The sequence below is a fragment of the bacterium genome (assembly GCA_019912885.1).
Taxonomy (GTDB): Bacteria; Lernaellota; Lernaellaia; order JACKCT01; family JACKCT01; genus JAIOHV01.
On the sequence record JAIOHV010000106.1, the window covers coordinates 12738 to 31468 of the forward strand.

Genomic DNA, 18731 nt, shown 5'->3' on the forward strand with positions numbered 1-18731 from the left:
TTCAGTCCTCCGCCACGGCTTCCCGGGAAAGCGCGAACATCTCACGCAACCGATCCGTGGACATTTCGGTCAGCATGTTTTCGCCGACGCCGATGACGCTGTCGGCCAACGCCTTTTTTTCGTCGATCATGCGGTCGATCCGCTCCTCGATGGTCCCCTGGCAAACGAATTTGTGGACCTGTACGTTTTTTTTCTGCCCGATGCGGAACGCGCGGTCCGTGGCCTGGTCCTCCACCGCCGGGTTCCACCAGCGATCGAAGTGGAACACGTGGGAAGCCGACGTCAGGTTCAGACCGGTTCCCCCGGCCTTGACCGAGAGAAGGAACAGCGCGGGCCCGCCTGGCGACTGAAATTCGGCGACCATGGCATCCCGTTTTTTCTTGGGCACCGCACCGTGCAGGAATAACGTTTCCCGCCCGGTGGCGTGCTGGAGCGATGTGCGCAACATCGTGCCCATCGCCGCGAATTGCGTGAAGATCAGCGCCTTGTCCCCGGCGTCCAGGATCTCCTCGAGCATCGACAACAGGCGCGTAAGCTTTCCCGACCGCCCGTCGAGGGATCGCTCCGGAACGTCACGCTCCTGAAGGAATTGCGCGGGGTGGTTGCAGATCTGCTTGAGTTTCATCAGCGTGGCCAGCACGAGCCCCTTGCGTTCGATGCCCTCCGCGGAATCGATTTTTTCCATCATCTCGTTGACCACGGCCTGGTAGAGGGTTCCCTGCTCGCGGCTCAGCGGGCAGAAGACCTTCGTCTCGATCTTTTCCGGAAGGTCCGCGATCACGTCGCGATCCGTCTTTAACCGCCGCAGCACGAACGGAGAGATCGCGCGCTTGAGAATCTCGGCGCGCCCGGTGTTGCGATATTTCTCGATCGGGATGGCGAACCCGCGGCGAAACGACTCCGCCTGGCCCAAAAATCCGGGATTCAGGAATTCCATGATGGACCACAATTCGGCAAGCCGGTTTTCGACGGGCGTGCCCGTCAGCGCGGCTCTTCGAGACGCGCCGATCGCCCGGATCGCCCGGGTTTGCCTGGCCTGGCTGTTCTTGATGTTCTGAGCCTCGTCGAGAACCACGCGTCTCCAGGAAAGGGCCTGGAACAACTCGCGATCGCGCAGCGCGAGAGCGTAGGTGGAAAGAACGAGATCGTGTCGTTTCGCGTGGTCGATGAAATCGTCCTTCGTCGAGAGGCGTTGCGGGCCGTGATGGATGGTGACGCGCAGGGACGGGGCAAAACGCAACGCCTCGAGCTTCCAGTTCTCCAGCACGGACATGGGCGCGAAGAGCAGCGTCGGCGGAATACCGGAATCGACGGGGACGCCTTCCCGTTCCAAGAGCAGTAGTGCGAGCAACTGGATCGTCTTCCCAAGGCCCATGTCGTCGGCCAGGCAAGCGCCGAGGCCGAAGCGCTCAAGAAAAGCCAGCCACGAGAGGCCGCGTTCCTGGTAGGGGCGCAAAGTGCCTTTCAAAGATCTGGGCACGGATACCGGCGCCAAGGCTTGCCCCGTGGTCAGACCCTCGAATAGCGGAGCGATGTCGCCGGTCACCTCCACGCCGACTAACGGGAGCCCCGCCGCGTCCGTTTCGTGGAAAAGTCCGGCGCGAAGCGCATCGGACAGCGCCATTTCGCCCCGATCCTGTTTTTTTCGAAAGAATTCCAGCGCCGCTTCGATCTGATCCGCCTTCAATTCCACCCATTGCCCGCGCACTTTCACCAAAGGCTGCTTGAGACGCGCAAGCCGCTCGAACTCGGCCAACGAAAGTTCGGCGTCGCCAAGGGCAATGGACCAGGAAAAGGCGACGATGCCCTCCTCGCCGACCAGTCCCGACGAAACGCCGCCTCCATCCTTTGAGGAGAGCTTCATTTTGACGCCCAATCGGGCGACCGGCTTGCTCCACCAGGGCGGCGTCAGCACCCCCAGCCCCGCCTGCTCCAACAGCGGCGCGGCATGGCGCAGAAAGTCGTAAGCATCCCCCGCGGAAAAGAAAAACCCGGTTGGTGTCGGATCGGACAGGCTTTTTTCGATGGCCGGGGAAAGGCGGGATGCCTTCCCCAAATGTGCAAGCAACCGCTCCTGCGGGTCTTCCCATTTTCGCTTGAGAAAGGTCAAAGTTCGCTTGCTGGTTGTCCAGACATCCGCCGCGTCGAGCACGACGCTGGGGTCGTCCAGAGCCTGCAAGTGGTAGCTGACTCTCCATTCGGCGGAATTCGCTTTTTCGGTGTCCTCGGGCGGTTCAACGCGGCAGCAAAGACGAAAGGAGCCGCCGGTGTCCGCGCCTTGGGTCCAGGCCCGCAAATCGCGCACAAAAGGCGCCCATCGGTCGTCATCCCCCAACAGTATTTCGTTCTCGTCGCCAAGGGACGCCAGCCACGCGTCAAGAGGCGGGGCTTTCAACAACCCGCGCCGGGGAAACGACAAAGGACGGCCTTGGAGCGCCCGGCGTACCCGCGCGTCGAGCAGGGAAGTCACGAAGCCCCGCGTCAACCGATCCGCCGAATGGTTCGCAAGGGAAGGAACGGCCCTGCAAGACGGCGGCATGGCCCGCAACAGGACGGCCAGCCGGCTGTCGTTTTCGAACAGGGGCCGCCATTCCGATACCCACCCGTCGCTTGCCTTGCTGATGGACGGCAAATAGCGCTTGTTCAAAAAAAGTTCGTCCGCCAGTCGGGCCGCCTCCGAAAAAAAGCGCAGGGAGTCGCCAAAAACGACGCCCATGCCGGGGCGCGACGGCAACCGGAGCAAAACGTCCGTTGTGTCCATTCCGGAAAAGCAAAGAGCGGGTACGCGCCAAGCACCAAGCTCGCACGGACTCGTCGCGTCAAGGGATGCGCGATCTTCCAGGATCAACCAGGGCGACGAAACCGGACCCGTGGCCGTGGCCGGTAACAATAATTCGAGAACGTCGTCGTTTCCCGGCGCCGGCAATCCGTCGCCGAGCAGATCCGCGAGCGTTTCCCGCAATGGCCCGCATGCGGCGGCGTGGGGATGCGGCGCGATGGCCGCCACTTTCGCCGTGCGCACTTCGCGCTTTTTCGACGAGGAAACGGAGTCCGTTTCGCCCCAGAGAAAAAAGCCGTTGTCCGGCGACCAATTGGCATGAATGACGATCATGGTTTATTGAACGGCGCTCCGCGTCCGTGGCTCGGCGGATTTTTCGATCAAAACTCAGCAAGTTACAAGACGGGCGGTCGCTCCGGCTTGGCGCGTCTTTCGCGCTTGGCTATGATCGGCTCGTCGTATCCCGGCGCGTCGGGAATCCCACGGTCGAGACAGGAGCATCGTATGGATCGAGCCAGGATCGAGGCCGCGCGCAAGCGCTGGCAGGAGACGGTGGAGAAATCCGCCGCGAAATTCCCCGAACGGCGCACGCCGTTTCGCTCGACGAGCGACTACACGCTGGATGGGGTTTACGATCCGACGAACGCGCCGGATGCGGAATTCGCCGACGAAATCGGCTTTCCCGGCGAATATCCGTACACGCGCGGCGTGCAGCCGACAATGTACCGGAGCCGCTTCTGGACGATGCGGCAATATTCCGGTTTCGGCGACGCGAAACAGACCAACGCGCGCTACAAATACCTTCTCTCGCAGGGCCAGACGGGTCTTTCCGTCGCCTTCGACCTGCCGACGCAGATGGGTTACGACTCCGACGCGCCGCAGGCCGTGGGTGAGGTCGGCAAGGCGGGCGTCGCCATTTCGTCGCTTACGGACATGGAAACGCTGTTCGACGGCATCCCGCTCGACAAGGTCTCAACGTCGATGACGATCAACTCGACGGCGGCGATTCTGCTTTCGCTCTACATCGCCGTCGCGAAAAAGCAGGGCGTGTCGCCGGACAAGCTCAACGGCACGATCCAGAACGATCTGCTCAAGGAATACATGGCGCGCGGCACGTACATCTACCCGCCCGCGGAATCCATGCGGATCATCACGGACATCTTCGCATTCTGTAAGGACAACGTGCCGAACTGGAATTCGATCTCCGTGTCCGGCTACCACATCCGCGAGGCGGGGTGCTCGGCCGTGCAGGAGGTCGCGTTCACGCTTGCCGACGGCATCGCGTACGTGGAAGCGGCGCTTTCCGCGGGGCTGTCCGTGGACGAGTTCGCGCCGCGCATCTCGTTTTTCTTCAACGGCCACAACGACCTTTTCGAGGAGGTCGCCAAGTTCCGCGCCGCGCGCCGCATGTGGGCCAAGATCATGAGGGTGCGATTCAACGCGAAAAGCGCGAAGTCGATGACGATGCGCTTCCACACGCAGACGGCCGGCTCGATGCTGACCGCGCAGCAGCCGGACAACAACATCGTGCGCGTCACGTTGCAGGCGCTCGCGGCGGTCCTCGGCGGAACGCAGCCGCTGCACACCAACTCGAAGGACGAGGCGCTCGCGCTGCCGACCGAACACGCGGCGACGATCGCCCTACGCACGCAGCAGATCATCGCGCACGAGTCCGGCGTGGCGGACACCATCGATCCGCTGGGGGGAAGCTGGTACGTGGAATCGCTGACGAGCGAAATCGAGACGCGCGCGTTCGATTACATCCGCCGCATCGACGAGATGGGCGGCATGGTCGAGGCGATCATGCAGGGCTTCCCGCAGCGCGAGATCCAGAACAAGGCGTACGAGTGGCAAAAGGAGATCGAATCCGGCGAGCGCGTCATTGTGTCCGTCAACAAATTCGAGATGGGCAAGGAACCGCCGATGGATATCCTGAAGATCGACGAGTCGGCCGAACGCGAGCAGTCCGGGCGCCTTTCGGCGCTGCGCGCGCGGCGCGATCCGAAGGCGGTGGACGCGGCGCTTGCCGGCGTTCGCGAGGCGGCCAGGGGCACGGAGAATCTGGTGCCGAAGATCCTCACCGCGGTGGAGGCGTACGCGACGCTCGGCGAGATCGCCAACGCGATGCGCGAGGTGTTCGGCGAGTTCGAGGAAGTGATTGTGATCTGAAGTTTCGAGTGTCGAGTTTCGAGTGGCGAGTGAAACGCCAAATCGCATTCGGCGGAACACGGAGCGTACGGAGGAGACACGGAGGACACGGGGGATTTCGCGCGACGCTGCGGCGTCAGTGCCGCAAACGGAGGCGCGAAGCGCCGGAGTGCGCGGTCAAGTCCGCGTTGTCACGTCGCGTGTTTGGCGCCGCGGCGTCAGTGCCGCAAATGAAGGCGCGACGAAGTCGCGACGGAATACGCGGGTGGCATTCGACAACCAGCACGCAACGCGCCGCCAACTTGTTCGATTCACTCCCCCGCGATCGCGCACGGCTTGTCTGTTCAAAAATTCCCCCTCCGTGTCCTCCGGGTCTCCTCCGTGTTCTCTGTGTACCGTCGGATGCGATTCGCCGGGCACGGGCACGCGCATGCGAATCAATATCCAAAATGCAAAACAGGCCCGGGGTTCCGGGCCTGTTTTGGTTCCCTCTCGGGGAACTCTTCACACAAAAAGGAGAGGCGGCAGGAGCTGACTGGTTAGCTCGTTTCGGAAGGAAATTTTCTGGCCGTTGCGGAACGGCTTAAAGCCGCACCCGAACTTTTCTGAGGATCACAGCGGATTGGGGCGCGCTTCCTGCCTTCTCTGCTCGTTCGTTCGATTGTCAAATTGAATGACGATTCATTCATCCAAGGCCAAATTTAACGCGGTGCGTCGAAGTTGTCAACCCATTTTTTCCCCGGCGCCCGGCGGGGCGCTTTCCCGACCTTGGATACGCATCTGACACCGCCGGCGTTTCCGGGGTTCAGAAGAAATAATTTGTTGCGATTTTCGGCACTTGGCGATGACGATCGCGTCGCGCTTGGGGCGGCCGTCCGCGACGTCGTACGTGTGACGGCTCGCCGGGGGTGATCAGTCCGCCTCCAGGAAATCATCCCCGAATCGGACGTACCATAGGGACTGTTCCCCGCCGTATAAAAGGTGAACCATGGCACTCGCGTCCACGGTAAGATCCATGCCGCTGTTGCTGCCGACATGACCACCCCAGTCCACCACTTTGTCGAGCCAAGTACTGTCTTGCAGAACCATTGCATGCACCTCGCAACACAATGGGTCTATCGGCACAAGGGGGGCATCCGCGTAGGCAACGTACAGGCGCCCATCCGGTCCGAAGGCCACAGCCGTGCTTTCGACACTGATGGACTCCGTCGGGTCCGTCAGATCCTCGATGGTCCACGACCCCTTGCTCCCGGTTGCCAACCGTCCGCCGACCCCCGTGGAGTTCCGGTAACCGTAGGTCACGTAGATCGTGCCGTCCTCGCCCATGACGGCGTCCATGCCGAGTCCGTACTCGGTCTCTGTCGGACCGACCTCGACGTAGTGCCGTTGCCAACCCAGGGGCGTCTTCCACAGCGTCACTAGGAACCGACCGATGGAAAAGAAATTGAAGTACGGGAACGAGCCGATGACGTGCGGGGTGCCGTCCGGAGCCATCAGCAAACGGACATCTGCGTAACCGGTGACCGCAGAGAACCAGTTCCACACATCCGTGTGCCAAGTATCGCCGTCCCCCCAAGACCACGTCACCCCCAGATCACCCCAAGAGACGTCGCCGACGATCCCCGCCGCCACGACGTTCACGACATCATCCGGCGTCAGATCCACGCTGGTTTCGATCTTGTAGGCGGGGTAGCCCGGGTCGTCGGGCGCAGTTTCCACGGTGCGCTCGCGCCAGGCGCCCGTGACGTTGTCGAACAACAGGACGAGGCTGTCTGGCGCGTCGTCCTCGGATGGGTCCGCAGCGCTGATGTATCGGGCACCCGCGGAATCGAGATCGAGGCTGGGACCCTGTCCCGTCCCCACCTTCTCCACCACCCAGCGGTCGTTCTGCCGCCGCGCCGCCCAGATTTCGCCAATGTTACGCCACGTATCCTCATCGATCGGTTGGTAGATGAAGTGCTGAAACGCGACGTCCAAGCGGTCTCCCCAAACAGCGCTGTCGGTGTGGGGATACGACAACGCAAACCCATCTTGCATCTTTGAGCTAACCTGCCAATTCGTACCATCAAACTGCGCGAGGAAAAGCCCAACCGGTGAAGATGAAAATGCAATTTCTGCGAAGTTAGTTTCATTCGCATGTGAAACCGAATAATCAATCAAATATGGAGGTGCCTCCATCGCCTCACCTGCCCATTGGCCGGAAATTTGATGCCAGAGTGTCAGGGCAAAATCCGATCGGGTGACGATCTGTAATTCACCATTCAGTAAACGCACATCTATTAACCGACGAGATTGCGTCTCGATGGGAAGGAGTTCATCAACCCATCCATCATCGGTGCGATGCGTTAACCACACATTATCGTAAATAATTCCATTCTCGATCCAAGCGATGACTGGTTGACCATCGGCGTCTAGGGTCATGTCAATGTAGGGTGACCCCCCATCGCGGGCGGTTTCCATCGTCCAACCCTCTCCCGGTGCCTTTCGCGCGTATCGAAAGACATACCCATCCGTACTAAAGTGGTGAAAGGCGTAATGAACTGTCCCCGTATTATCCACAACCAACGCTTTATTACGATCATAACTACCGATGTTCGTCGTGCCGAACGGGTCCAGCACCTCGAATTCCCAAGCGCCGCTCTCGTTCGTCCCGTAGGAGTACCCGCCCCGAACGGCGTCCTCCAATCCCAGGTGGACGTATCCCATGTCATCCACGTCGACTACGAACTGAACCGCGCCGTTTTCCCGGTACAGAATGTAGTCGCTGATGATTTCGCGCGTCCAAGCGCCGCTCCGGTTCGTCGCGTAAACAAGCTTCGCGCCTCGCAGGTCGAGATATAGCACATGAAGACGGTCGTCCGTGTCGATCGCCACGGCGGGCGACGACGCAAAGTACGCAAGCGTTTCTTTTGCGATTTCCTCCTCGGGCGTGACCTTGTAGTGAACGACACATCGTCCCTGTCCGGCGACCACGTGCCGGTCGCCGTTGCTCGCCAGGACAAAGGCCTCGGACGTCAGATTCGGAAATCCGCCCCATACCCGTTGAAGAAGCAAGCCGTCCTTGTCCCAAAGCGTTTCCGAGGGATCGTCGGGCAGGGCCGTGTCATCGTCCGACTCCGTGTCATCGTCGATGGCCGAATCGTCGTCGAACCCCGTGTCGTCGTCCAGGCCCGTGTCATCGTCATCGATGGAATCGTCATCGGCGTCATCGTCGCTGGAGTTATCAACCGAGTCGTCATCATCGATGGAATCGTCGTCGAGCGCGGTGTCGTCGTCGGCCTGGCCTGCGTTTGACGAAGGGTCGCCGCAAGAGCAACCCGTCACCAAAAACACGCAAACCACCGCGATCAGTAGTAACGCAACCCTGAGGCGGCTTCTCTCGCGCATCGAGACGCTCCAATAATGACGCGAAATCACGATAGGCTTGTCGCCCCAAGTTGTCGATGAAAAATATCTTCATCTTTCCACGCGTATTATCGACGCAGCGCCGCCTTGGTGCATTTGGCGCGCCAGGCCGCGCGCTGGGCGGGGTACATCAGGCAGAAAGTGAGCGCCGCGACAAGGCCGGCGATCATACGCACGCCGATGATGCGCGCGCCGGCCGAAAGGATGGCGATCGCAAAGCACGCCAGCAGCACGCGCCACGCGCGGCGAAGGAACTCGGGGCGCGCGGCGATGCGCCTTCGGAGGGCGTCGAATCGCGGCAGCGTGAGTGCGAGAAGCACGACAACAAGCCCCGCGCGCACCCACTGCGCGGCGGCAAAAGACATGGTCTTGTTAAGAAACGGTGTCGTCACCGTGACAAGGCCGATGAAGATCCAGTGGAAGACGAGGAAGTCGAGAGAATTGACGCCGAAAAATTCGATCGCTCGCGTGAACTTCGTCCGGCGCACTTTCGGGTAGAGATAGCGGAACGTGAACAGCCAGCCGGTGTAAAGGGGCAGGATCTGCATGAGGAACTTGAGATCGGCGCGAAGGACGGGGTGCGTATCGGGGTTGTAGATCATCGTCGGCATGAGGTGCGATGCGAACGCAAGCGCAAGGCAAAACGCGCCCCACGCGACGGCTCTCGCGCCGCGCATGCGCTCGATGAAAACGCCCATCAGCACGAAACCCGACACGGGCAGGCCGCCGAACATCGCGAACAGGTAGGGCGTGGGCCAAAGCGCCTTGAGCCCTTCTTTTGTCATCTCGCCGTGGCCGGCGAATAGGCGCCAGAAGAAATGGTCGCGCACGTCGGGGGCGATCGAAAGGTTCGCGCCGACGGCCAGGTAGTAGCAGGCCAAAAACAGCAGCGCGACGATCGGCAGCAGCCACGTCGGCGTCTTCACGCGCAGGAAGATGTACGTGACAAACACGCCGACGCCGATCGACTGCACGACGCTCATCCAGGGCCCGGTGCCTTCGAGCAGGTTGTAGCTCCAGCCCATGAAGAAAAGGCCCCAAGCGGTGAGCGCGTAGAATTTCGTGATACGGAAAGCCGGGTTCGCCGACATGCGGTCCATGACCAGATCGACGTTGATGCCGGCGAGCATCAGAAAGCCCGCGGAGAAAAGCTCGGCGTACGAGAAAAGGAATAGCCGCATCGTCTCGTCCGCGCGCATCGGCGCGACCGAGTGCATGAGCAAGTGCGCGGCGACCATCTGCACGACGGTGAAACCGCGATAGAAATCGAGGTCGCGCCGGCGCTCGCCCGTGACGGCCGGCATGCCGACAATCGGCGGGCGCTCATTCGCGGCGGCGGATGTGGATGGCGTGTCGATTGTCGTCAACGCGGCTCCGAACGATCGAAAGAAAACGGCTCCCGGTGCCTTACCGGGAGCCGTTTGTCAATTCTGTTTTTATCGAACTGGTCACGAATTGTGACCAGTCATCGCGTCAGCCCGCCTTGGCGTGCGTCTCCGGTTCCTTGGCGGCCTGCTCGCGGCGCTTCAGGATCTCCGGCACGGACAGCGGCGTCATCTGCTCGACCGTGTACGGCACGCCCATCGAGCCCTTTTCGAGCCAGGTGTCCTTGCCTTCCACGATGTCCTTGCCGAGGTTGTACTTGAAGATGTCGTCGTTGTGGAACATGCCGCGCAGAAGCTCGTTCACCTTGCGCGAGGCGTCGCGGCAGAACATGTCGGCGTAGAGCATCGCGCGATCCGCGTCCGGCGCGTTCGCTTTTTTCAGCGCGTGCGCGCGCGTGACGGTCACCGACATAACGAACAGCTCCATCGCGACGTCGACCGCGCGAAACAGGAAGCCCTGCCGGTGTTCAAGTTTCGCCTGATGCACGACCATGCCGTGGAAGATCGAACGCGCGAGCCGGCGCGATCGCCTTTCCACGAAACGCAGGTGCCGCGCCAGCCGCCCGAACTCCTCGTACTTCGGCCAGAAGCCCCAGCCGATCCATCGCGTCGGATACCACCAGGAATAGAAGGCGATCATCTTCGGCAGCGTCGCGAGCTTTTCGCCGACGGACGATTTCGGATTAACGAGCGCACCGGCGACGTCCAGGTGCTTGTCCACGGCCTCGCGCGCCATGAACAGGTGCATGATCTCGCTTGAACCTTCGAAGATGAGGTTGATGCGCGCGTCGCGCAACGCGCGTTCGACGCCGATGCCCACCTCGCCGCGGTTGACGAGCGAGTCCTCCGTCTCGAAACCGCGCCCGCCGCGAATTTGCAGCAGCTCATCGAGCATGTGCCACATGCGCACGGTGTTCCATTCCTTGGCGGCGGCGGCCTCCAGGCGGATGTCGTAGCCCTTGCGGTCGGCGAGGTCCGCGACGAAGTGCGAGACGGATTCCATAGCGAACGCCTGCGCGCCCATGTCGGCGATCTTGTGCGTGATCGCCTCGTGCTTTCCGATGGGAAGGCCCCACTGCACGCGGGCGTTGCTCCACTTGCGCGCGACCTCGATTGCCGTCTTCGCGCCGCCGGCCGTCGCCGCGGGCAGCGAGAGACGCCCGGTGTTCAGCGTGATGAGGGCGATCTTGAGGCCCTCGCCCTCCTTGCCGATGAGGTTTTCCTTCGGCACGACGACGTTGGTAAAGCTGATGTCCGCGTTGGCAAGCGCCTTTAAGCCCATGAAGCGGCAGCGATGGTCGATCTTGATGCCGGGCCAGTTCATCTCGACGATGAAGGCGTTGATGCGGTTGTTTTTCGGGTTGCGGGCCATCACGACGATGACTTCGGCGAGCGTGCCGTTGGTGCACCAGAGTTTTTGCCCGTTCAGGATGTAGCATTTGCCGTCCTCGGTGGGCTCGGCGACGGTCGCAAGCCGGCCGGGGTCCGATCCGACGGCGTGTTCGGTGAGGGCGAACGCGCTGATGGCGCCCTTCGCGCAGCGCGTCAGGTATTCCTTCTTCTGTTCGGGGGTGCCGAAGAGCTTGACCGGATTCGGCACGCCGATCGCCTGGTGCGCGGACAGCAGCGCGGTGATGTTCGCGTCGTAACTTCCGAGCAGCGCCATGGTGCGGACGTATTCGGGATGCGAGAGCCCCAGGCCGCCGTACTCCTTCGGGATTTTCAGGCCAAACGCGCCAAGCTGCGCGAGCCCCTTGACCACCTCCGGCGGATATTCGCCGGTGCGGTCGATCGCGGCGGGATCGACCTTTTCTTCCAGGAAGGTTTTCAGCTTGCCGTAGAACTCCAGGAATTCGGGCCGATCCGGCTCCCCGATGGGGTAGGGGTGAATGAGGCCGAGTTCGAAGTTGCCGAGGAAGATGTCGCGAATGAAGGCGTTGCCGTGCCACTCCTTCTCGCGCGCCTCTTCCGCGATCTCCCGGGCTTTCATCTCTTCCGCGGTCGCCATGGACGTGCTCCTTCTCCGCCGCGGCGGCGTCCAAAGGTCGGACGCGCCAGGCACGCCGACCGCCGCCCGGAGCGTTCGAATGAAAAAAACCGGAGGTCAGGCGCGAGCGAGACGCGCCCGCGCCCGAACACGAATCTCAAAACCTAACGAAACCGCGATACGCTGTCCAGTCAAAACTGAACCACCATTCATCGCCGCGACGCGGGCAAGACGCACGCCGCGCGCGACCGGATCGTCCCCCATCGGCGCCGGCCGTCAGTGCGCGGTTTCCCTCTCGAGCATTTGGCGAAGCTGCTCGCGAAACTCCGGCGTGTCCTTGTGCCCGTGCTTCGAAACCGCATGCTGCACGGCCGCCTCGAGGACTTCGTCCCTTGTTCCGGCGATCGTCAGGGAGCAATTGATATCGCTCGGAAACCTGCGGCAATCGGCGACGTAGCGTTCCTGATTCGGCTGCTCGGCCATGTCGGAATCCTCCTTACGCGGAGCCGGGCTCCGCACCCCGTGGAAAGACGCGCCGTCATTGGCGTTACGGGTGACTCTAGCGCGCGCGTGCGACGGAGGATGGCGGGCGGGGGGAATAATTCGAGTTTTTGTGAGCAGACAAACAACGAAGGCGCAAGTGGCGGTATCAGTTCTCGTCGTGCGAACCGGCGGCGATCGGCGGGCGGACCTCGTCGGGCGCCGCGCGTAAAAGGCAGCCGGGGCCGTCGCCGATCAGGTCGGTGCGGCCCGCTTCGATGAGCGCCTCGTACACGAAACGCGCGTTTTCCGGCTTGTAAAACTGCAGGAGCGCGCGTTGCAACTTGCGTTCGCGGTGCGAGAGCGGACGGTACATCGTCTCACCGGTGTACGGGTCCATGCCCGTGTAATACATGCACGCGCTTGCCGTTCCGGGGATCGGCACGAAGTCGTGGATCTGGCATTGCGCGATGCCGCGCTCATCCATGAACTGCGCAACTTCGAGAGCGTCCTCCATCGTGGAGCCCGGGTGCGACGCCATGAAATACGGCACAAGCTCCACGTCGTCCGCACCGATCTTTTTGAGCGTTTGCGAACAGTTGGCGACAAATCGCTCCGTCGCGTGGTTTGGGTATTTGCGCAATCGGCGGATAACCGCGTCCGAGACGTGCATCGGGCTGCACTTGAACTGCGGGCCGGAAAAGACCTTCAGGATCAGTTCGAGCAACTCCTGCCCGCACGGGTCGCCCTCCAGCAGATCGTAGCGAACGTGCGAGGCCAGGAACGCCTGTTCGACGTTTTCGATGGCAAGGATTTTTTGCAGCAGTTCGAGGTAGGGGCGCTGATCGGTTTTCATGTTCCGGCACGGCTCCGGATACATGCACGAATCCTGGCTGCAACTTTCGCGCTCGCGGCGGCCCGCCACGCGCGAGCATTGCGTCTGATACATATTCGCCATCGGCCCGCCGATGTTGCTGATGACGCCGCGGAAATAACGGAACTTCGAGACCTGATTCGCCTCGTCCAGGATACCCTTTTCGCTGCGCGAGGTGACGTGGTGCCCTTGGTGGAAGTAGATCGGGCAGAAGCTGCATCCGCCAAAGCACCCGCGATGTGTCATCAGCGAAAACTTGACGGTTTCGAACGCGGGAATCGCGCCCTGTTTCTTGTATTTCGGATGCGGCGTACGCACGTAGGGCAATTCGTAGATCTCGTCGAGCTCCTCGGTGGTCATCGGCGGCTGCGGGCGGTTGATGACCAGCCGGTGATCGCCGTATCGCTGCACGAGCGGCCGCGCGGTGTACGGGTCGATGTTCTTGATATCCGCCTTGGCCATGTTGAAGAAATTCATCTTCTCCGCGGCCACGGCATCGAAATCCGGCAGCTCGATCTCGTCGCCGCCGGTGTGCGGGGCGATGTCCTCGTCGTCGCCGGCGCGGAACGCGAGCCCCCGGATGTCGCGGCACCCGCGCGCGCCCTTGCCGCTCACGAACACGCGCACGATTTCGCGCGTGGCCTTTTCGCCCTGGCCGAAGACGAGCAGATCCGCGCCGGACTCCGACAGCGCGCTCATCTTCACCTCGTCGTCGAAATAGTCGTAGTGCGCGAGGCGGCGCAGACTCGCCTCGATTCCGCCGAGCACGACGGGCACGTCGGGGTAGATGCGCTTCAGCGTTGACGCGTACGCGACCACGGCGTGGTCCGGCCGCCGGCCGGGGATCCGCCCCGCGCTGAAGTTATCGAACTTCCGCGGGCGCTTGGTGGGCGAGTAGTTGTTGATCATCGAGTCCGCGCAACCACTTGTGACGCCGAAGAAATAGCGCGGCTTGCCGAGCTGGGTGAAATCGACGACGCGGCTCGGGTGCGGTTGCGCGATGATTCCGACGCGCAGGCCTTCGGCCTCGATCAGGCGCGCGATGACCGCGACGCCGTAGCTGGGGTGGTCGATATAGGCGTCGCCGGTCATGAGCACGACGTCGCAGACGTCCCAGCCCAGGCGCTGCATCTCATACCGCGACATCGGCAAAAACGTGGGGCGTTCCGGCGGCGGGGTTTGATATCTCATCGGATTTTTTTTCTCATGCCTGTGCGCCGGTGAAAACCGGGTTCCGGGATTTCCCCGACGAAAATTTTTCTGATGGCCCCTCGGGCCGGGTCGGCTCCGTCATTCGATCGAATCGGGCACACGCCCCATCCACCGCGCCCGCGGTCCGCGCCCGACGCGCGCCGCGCCGTCAATGTATTTCTCGACGAACGCGCGAGCGCCGCGCGCCGCCGCGACGGGATCGTCACCTCGCGCGAGATGTGCCGCGAGCGCGGAGGCATGGACGCACCCCGTTCCGCGCACGTCGCGCCGGCGCCGTTTTCCGCTTGCGTGCTCCAGGCCATGTCCGCCAAACACAAAGTCGTTCCCGCGAGCGAACGATAGATGTCCGCCCGTCAGGACGACGAACGACAATCCCGCATCATAAAACGATTCGCACGCTTTCGCGATATCCCCGCGATTCTCGATCGAGATGCCGGAAAACGCCTGGGCTTCGTGGGCATTGGGGGTCATCGCGGTCACGATGGGCGCAAGGCCGCGCATCATGGCCCGCCAGCGATGGTCGGGCGCAAGCGCGCCGCCCGAGGAGCTTGTCCGCACGGGATCGACGACAATCGGCACGCCCGCGCCCCGGACCGCTTCGGCCACGGCGCGCGCGAGGGCCGGGGTGCCGAGCATACCGATCTTGATACCCGCGACGGGCATCGTGGCCAGCAGCAGTTCCAACTGCGTGCGCACGAGCCTGGCCGGCACGGGATTGGCCGCGACGAAGCGGTCAAGCGTCTGCGTCGTGAGCGCGGTCGCCACGGCGAGCGGATGAAAGCCGTACGCCGCGAAAACGCGCGCGTCAACGAGAATCCCCGCCGCGCCGGACGGATCGAGGCCGCCGACGGCAAGGAGGCACTTCGGGGCGCCGTCCCGGGAGCGCGGGCGTCCCGCCTGCTTCGATTGCGTTTGAAGATTGAAGATTGAAGATTGAGGATTGACGCGCATCCGTCGTTTTTCCGGCGGCGGGCGGCTCGAACGTCCGCGATGACATTCCAGCTTTCCAGCCTGTTCCCTGTTACAACTGATACCGCTCGCTGATCGGCTCGTCGTCCGGAAGAAGATCCGCGGGCGCCGTTTCCTCGTATTCGTGCGCCTGCTCGAAAAACGCGCGCGTGTGATTCACGAGCGTTTCCGGGTCCACGAACATATGCAGGTCGGCGCGAAAATCGTTGGCGCGATGAAGGCCCCTGGTGAACCAGATGAGGTGCTTGCGCACGTCGCGCACGGCCTTTTCAAGGCCGCGAAACCCGGCGAGCTCCTCCCAGAAGCGGCGCACAACCTCCCACTTTTCCATCGCGCGCGGGCGCGGGGGGACGGGTTCGCCCAGGAGCACGGCGCGCGCCTCGGGGATCAACCACGGGTTGCCAAGCACGCCGCGCGCCAGCATCACGCCGTCGCAGCCGGTCTCGTCGACAAGGCGGCGCACATCGTCGCCGGTCATCACGCCGCCGTTGCCGATGACAGGAACCGACACGGCCTGCTTCACGCGGCGGATGTGCGTCCAGTCGGCGGCCTCGCCGTAGCTTTGCGAGCGGAAACGGCCATGGACGCAAATCGAATCGACGCCCTCGCCCTCGGCGATGCGCGCGATCTCGGCGGCGTTCGCGTTGTCCGGATCCCAGCCCGCGCGAATCTTCACCGTGAACGGCACGCCCGGCGCGGCGGCGCGGATCGCGGCGATGCAGCGTCGCGCGTTTTCCGGCTCGCGCAGAAGTCCGGAGCCCGATCCGTTGCCGGCGACCTTCCGGGTGGGGCAGCCCATGTTGAGATCGACAAGGTCCGCGCCATATTCGACGGCGATCGCGGCGCCGGCGGCGAGCGCGTCGGGAATGCTGCCGAAAAGCTGCACGGCAAACGGCCGCTCGTCCGGCTCCGTCGCGATGATGCGCATCGCGTGCTTGATCTTGCCATTCTTGAACGCGATGAGCGTCGGCCCGGCGATCATCTCGCAGTGCGTCAGGTCCGCGCCAAACCGCCGGCAAAGGCGCCGAAACGGCAGGTCGGTGACGCCGACCATCGGCGAGATCAGCACGCCGAGGCCAAGGTCCAGGTCGCGGATTTTTAGGGCAGGACGCATCGATGAAATACCTTTTCAACGCGCGCCGATCTTCGGCTCGCGCGGGCCGGTATAAATACCACAGCGGCAAACGAATTAAACGGGAAAGCCCGAGGGGCGGTTCGGCTGTCGCCGTAGCGGATTTACCCGTCGGTCAGTGACGAATCGGCGAGTTCGGCCTCGATCTCCTCCACGGACGGCAGACTACCCTTCAATTCATTGGGCAGATTGGCGACAATAAGCGTCTCCCACTGGGCGACGCCGATCGGCTTTTTCAGATTGCGCAGCGCGTATTCGACCACGATCTTTTTCTTCGAACGGCACAATAAAAGGCCGATAGTCGGCCTGTCGTCCGGGTGGCGCAACAGGTCGTCCGCGGCGGAGAGGTAAAGGTTCAACTGCCCGATGAAGGCCGGACTGAAGGGAACGGCCTTGAGCTCGATGACGACGTAGCAACGCAGTTTCAGGTGGTAAAAGAGCAGGTCAATGTAAAAGTCGTCGTCCCCGACTTCAAGCAGCACCTGGCGTCCGACGAACGCGAATCCGGTTCCCAGCTCGAGGAGAAATCGTTGGATGTGATCGACCAGCGCCTGCTCGACCTCGTGCTCCCGCCGGGGATCGGCGGTGCCCAGAAAATCGAACAAATACGGATCCTTGAAAATCTGCGCGGCCATGTCGGAATCCGAGGGCGGCAGCGCGACATCGAAATTCGTGATCGCCTTTCCGTGCCGTTCGTCGGCTCGGGCGTCGATCTGCATCGCGAGGATGTTACGCGACCAGCCGTTTTCGATGGTTTTTTTCATATACCATTCGCGAGTCGGCGCGTCGGCGATTTTGTCCAGAAGGATGCAATTGTGAAACCAGGGTATTTGTGCAGCAAGCTGCTGCACAATTGCCCGGTCCGGCCAGGCGACGGCGAAGGCGCGCATATATTTCAGGTTCCGGGGGGATAGGCCTTTCATCTCGGGGAAGGCTTCGCGCAGGTCGGACGATAGGCGGTCGATGACCTTCGCGCCCCATGCGGCGCGCGCCTGGCGCTCCAGGATCACGCGCCCGATATCCCAGTATAGATTGACCATCGCGGAATTGGCGGACAGCACCGCGCGCAGGCGCTCGTTCGCGATGCGGCGCTTCAGTTCGCCCAGGGTTTCGGCGTAGTCGCGCGGAAGTTCCGAACGCGGCGGCGCGACAGGGAACGCCGCCTCGTCGCGCGCGCGTCCCATCGATCGCCGTGCGGGCGTCTTGTCCGATGCCGGGCCGGCGCTTTTTCGTTTCGTAGTCAAAATCCGATCCAATCGTGTCGTCGCCAACGCGCTCCTTTTTCGTTCATTGCGTTCGCGTTGACAATGTCGGGCCGCCCGTATCCGCCAAATCAATCAAGGTTCGCGACTTCAGGTACGCACGCGCAATACCTTTTCCGAAACGACCTGGGCCACCACGCGCACGTCGCCGGCCAACGCCGATCCGACTAGCGCGATAACGCCCCCGCCAAGGGCGCAATCGCATAAGACGCAGCGGTGCGTCTGCGTGACGTCGGGATCGAACGCGACGGATGTTTCCGCGGCGGCCCAGCCGTCGCGCGCTCCGTCGGGGATGAAGCCCTCGTTGACGAAACCCTCGACATCCTCCGCGAGGGGAAGACGGGAATACGTCACCACCGCGCCGACTCCGTTGCGTACGCAAAGCCGCGCGAGCGCGGCGAGAAGGCCGCGCGCGTCGATGGCTTCCGCGTCGCGGATGTTCTCGGCGTGTTTCAATAGTCCGATATCCAGCGCGCCCGCCATGCGCCCGTACCGCCGCATCGCCTCGGCGTCGCGATGACGCAGCGCGACGTGAGCGGTCACGCCAAGGCCGACGGACTTGGTCAAGATGAACGCGTCTTGGGGCCGCGCGGGGCCGCCGGTAAAGACCGACGGGCCGGTGCCGGTGGCGGTTACGGTGATGAAGCAGCGCGACGCGGGAGAGGCGTCCGCGAGGGCGGCATCCGGTTCGACTTGCGAAAGTTCGCCGACGGACGCGCGGGCGTCGATGGCGGCGGCGGCGAAGCCGGCGGCCATTTCGGAGACGAGGGATTCGGAGAGGGCCGAGCTGGAGCTCGGCGTTCCCAGGGCGGGAGCCGAGAGCGTGGCGGAGAGCGAACGCGGCGCGATGCCGCGGGCGACAAGGCGCGCGATGGCGGCGGACGCGGCGACGTATCCGAGCGCTCGCGCTTCGCGCGTGACAAACGGCACGCGGATCGTGGCGGCGAGGTCGCCGGTCGAATCGTCATGCGCGTATGTCGTGTCGTCGTCGCCGGGAGCGATGTCGCGGACGAGCGCGCGCGGAATCAGGCGCGGGTCGATATCGTCGTCAGCCGCGCGGCGTTTTTTGCGGAAGAGCGGCATGCGGTCAGGCGGTGT

At 62.8% G+C, this 18731-nt stretch carries 11 protein-coding genes; 1 reads left to right on the forward strand and 10 read right to left on the reverse strand.

Annotation, left to right across the window (positions count from 1 at the left end):
- Position 1: 1 nt before the first annotated feature.
- A complete protein-coding gene (locus K8I61_08960) occupies positions 2-2305 on the reverse strand; it encodes a DEAD/DEAH box helicase (protein MBZ0272154.1) in 2304 nt (767 codons plus the stop codon).
- Positions 2306-3283: 978 nt separating this feature from the next.
- Between K8I61_08960 and K8I61_08965 the strand changes: the two genes are divergently transcribed.
- Positions 3284-4948 (forward strand): methylmalonyl-CoA mutase family protein, encoded by a 1665-nt coding sequence (locus tag K8I61_08965; GenBank protein ID MBZ0272155.1) that lies wholly within the window; start codon positions 3284-3286, stop codon positions 4946-4948.
- Positions 4949-5839: 891 nt separating this feature from the next.
- Here the strand turns inward: K8I61_08965 and K8I61_08970 are convergent.
- From K8I61_08970 to K8I61_09010, 9 genes are all read right to left on the reverse strand, one after another.
- Positions 5840-8314, reverse strand: coding sequence for a hypothetical protein (locus K8I61_08970; GenBank protein ID MBZ0272156.1), 2475 nt, complete (start codon positions 8312-8314; stop codon positions 5840-5842).
- A gap of 86 nt (positions 8315-8400) precedes the next feature.
- Positions 8401-9699, reverse strand: coding sequence for a hypothetical protein (locus K8I61_08975; protein MBZ0272157.1), 1299 nt, complete (start codon positions 9697-9699; stop codon positions 8401-8403).
- A gap of 106 nt (positions 9700-9805) precedes the next feature.
- Positions 9806-11725, reverse strand: a complete 1920-nt coding sequence (locus tag K8I61_08980) for an acyl-CoA dehydrogenase family protein (protein MBZ0272158.1) — start codon at positions 11723-11725, stop codon at positions 9806-9808.
- A 255-nt stretch (positions 11726-11980) separates the two neighbouring features.
- On the reverse strand, positions 11981-12187 hold the full coding sequence (locus K8I61_08985; GenBank protein MBZ0272159.1) for a DUF1059 domain-containing protein: 207 nt from the start codon (positions 12185-12187) through the stop codon (positions 11981-11983).
- Positions 12188-12353: 166 nt separating this feature from the next.
- Positions 12354-14249: a YgiQ family radical SAM protein gene (locus tag K8I61_08990; protein MBZ0272160.1), complete on the reverse strand. Its 1896-nt coding sequence runs from the start codon at positions 14247-14249 to the stop codon at positions 12354-12356.
- Positions 14250-14348: 99 nt separating this feature from the next.
- Positions 14349-15221, reverse strand: coding sequence for a hydroxymethylpyrimidine/phosphomethylpyrimidine kinase (locus K8I61_08995; protein MBZ0272161.1), 873 nt, complete (start codon positions 15219-15221; stop codon positions 14349-14351).
- A gap of 70 nt (positions 15222-15291) precedes the next feature.
- On the reverse strand, positions 15292-16353 hold the full coding sequence (gene dusB / locus K8I61_09000; protein ID MBZ0272162.1) for a tRNA dihydrouridine synthase DusB: 1062 nt from the start codon (positions 16351-16353) through the stop codon (positions 15292-15294).
- A gap of 122 nt (positions 16354-16475) precedes the next feature.
- Positions 16476-17555 carry a PDDEXK nuclease domain-containing protein gene (locus K8I61_09005; protein MBZ0272163.1) on the reverse strand — a complete coding sequence of 360 codons (1080 nt, stop codon included), beginning with the start codon at positions 17553-17555 and terminating at the stop codon, positions 16476-16478.
- A 168-nt stretch (positions 17556-17723) separates the two neighbouring features.
- Positions 17724-18716 (reverse strand): hypothetical protein, encoded by a 993-nt coding sequence (locus K8I61_09010; GenBank protein ID MBZ0272164.1) that lies wholly within the window; start codon positions 18714-18716, stop codon positions 17724-17726.
- Positions 18717-18731 lie beyond the last annotated feature (15 nt).

Coding starts and splice junctions, on each gene's coding strand:
- K8I61_08965 (MBZ0272155.1), top strand. CDS start 3,284: ATGGATCGAGCCAGGATCGAGGCCGCGCGCAAGCGCTGGCAGGAGACG.
- K8I61_08970 (MBZ0272156.1), bottom strand. CDS start 8,314: ATGCGCGAGAGAAGCCGCCTCAGGGTTGCGTTACTACTGATCGCGGTG.
- K8I61_08980 (MBZ0272158.1), bottom strand. CDS start 11,725: ATGGCGACCGCGGAAGAGATGAAAGCCCGGGAGATCGCGGAAGAGGCG.
- K8I61_08985 (MBZ0272159.1), bottom strand. CDS start 12,187: ATGGCCGAGCAGCCGAATCAGGAACGCTACGTCGCCGATTGCCGCAGG.
- K8I61_08990 (MBZ0272160.1), bottom strand. CDS start 14,249: ATGAGATATCAAACCCCGCCGCCGGAACGCCCCACGTTTTTGCCGATG.
- K8I61_08995 (MBZ0272161.1), bottom strand. CDS start 15,221: ATGCGCGTCAATCCTCAATCTTCAATCTTCAATCTTCAAACGCAATCG.
- dusB (MBZ0272162.1), bottom strand. CDS start 16,353: ATGCGTCCTGCCCTAAAAATCCGCGACCTGGACCTTGGCCTCGGCGTG.
- K8I61_09005 (MBZ0272163.1), bottom strand. CDS start 17,555: ATGGGACGCGCGCGCGACGAGGCGGCGTTCCCTGTCGCGCCGCCGCGT.
- K8I61_09010 (MBZ0272164.1), bottom strand. CDS start 18,716: ATGCCGCTCTTCCGCAAAAAACGCCGCGCGGCTGACGACGATATCGAC.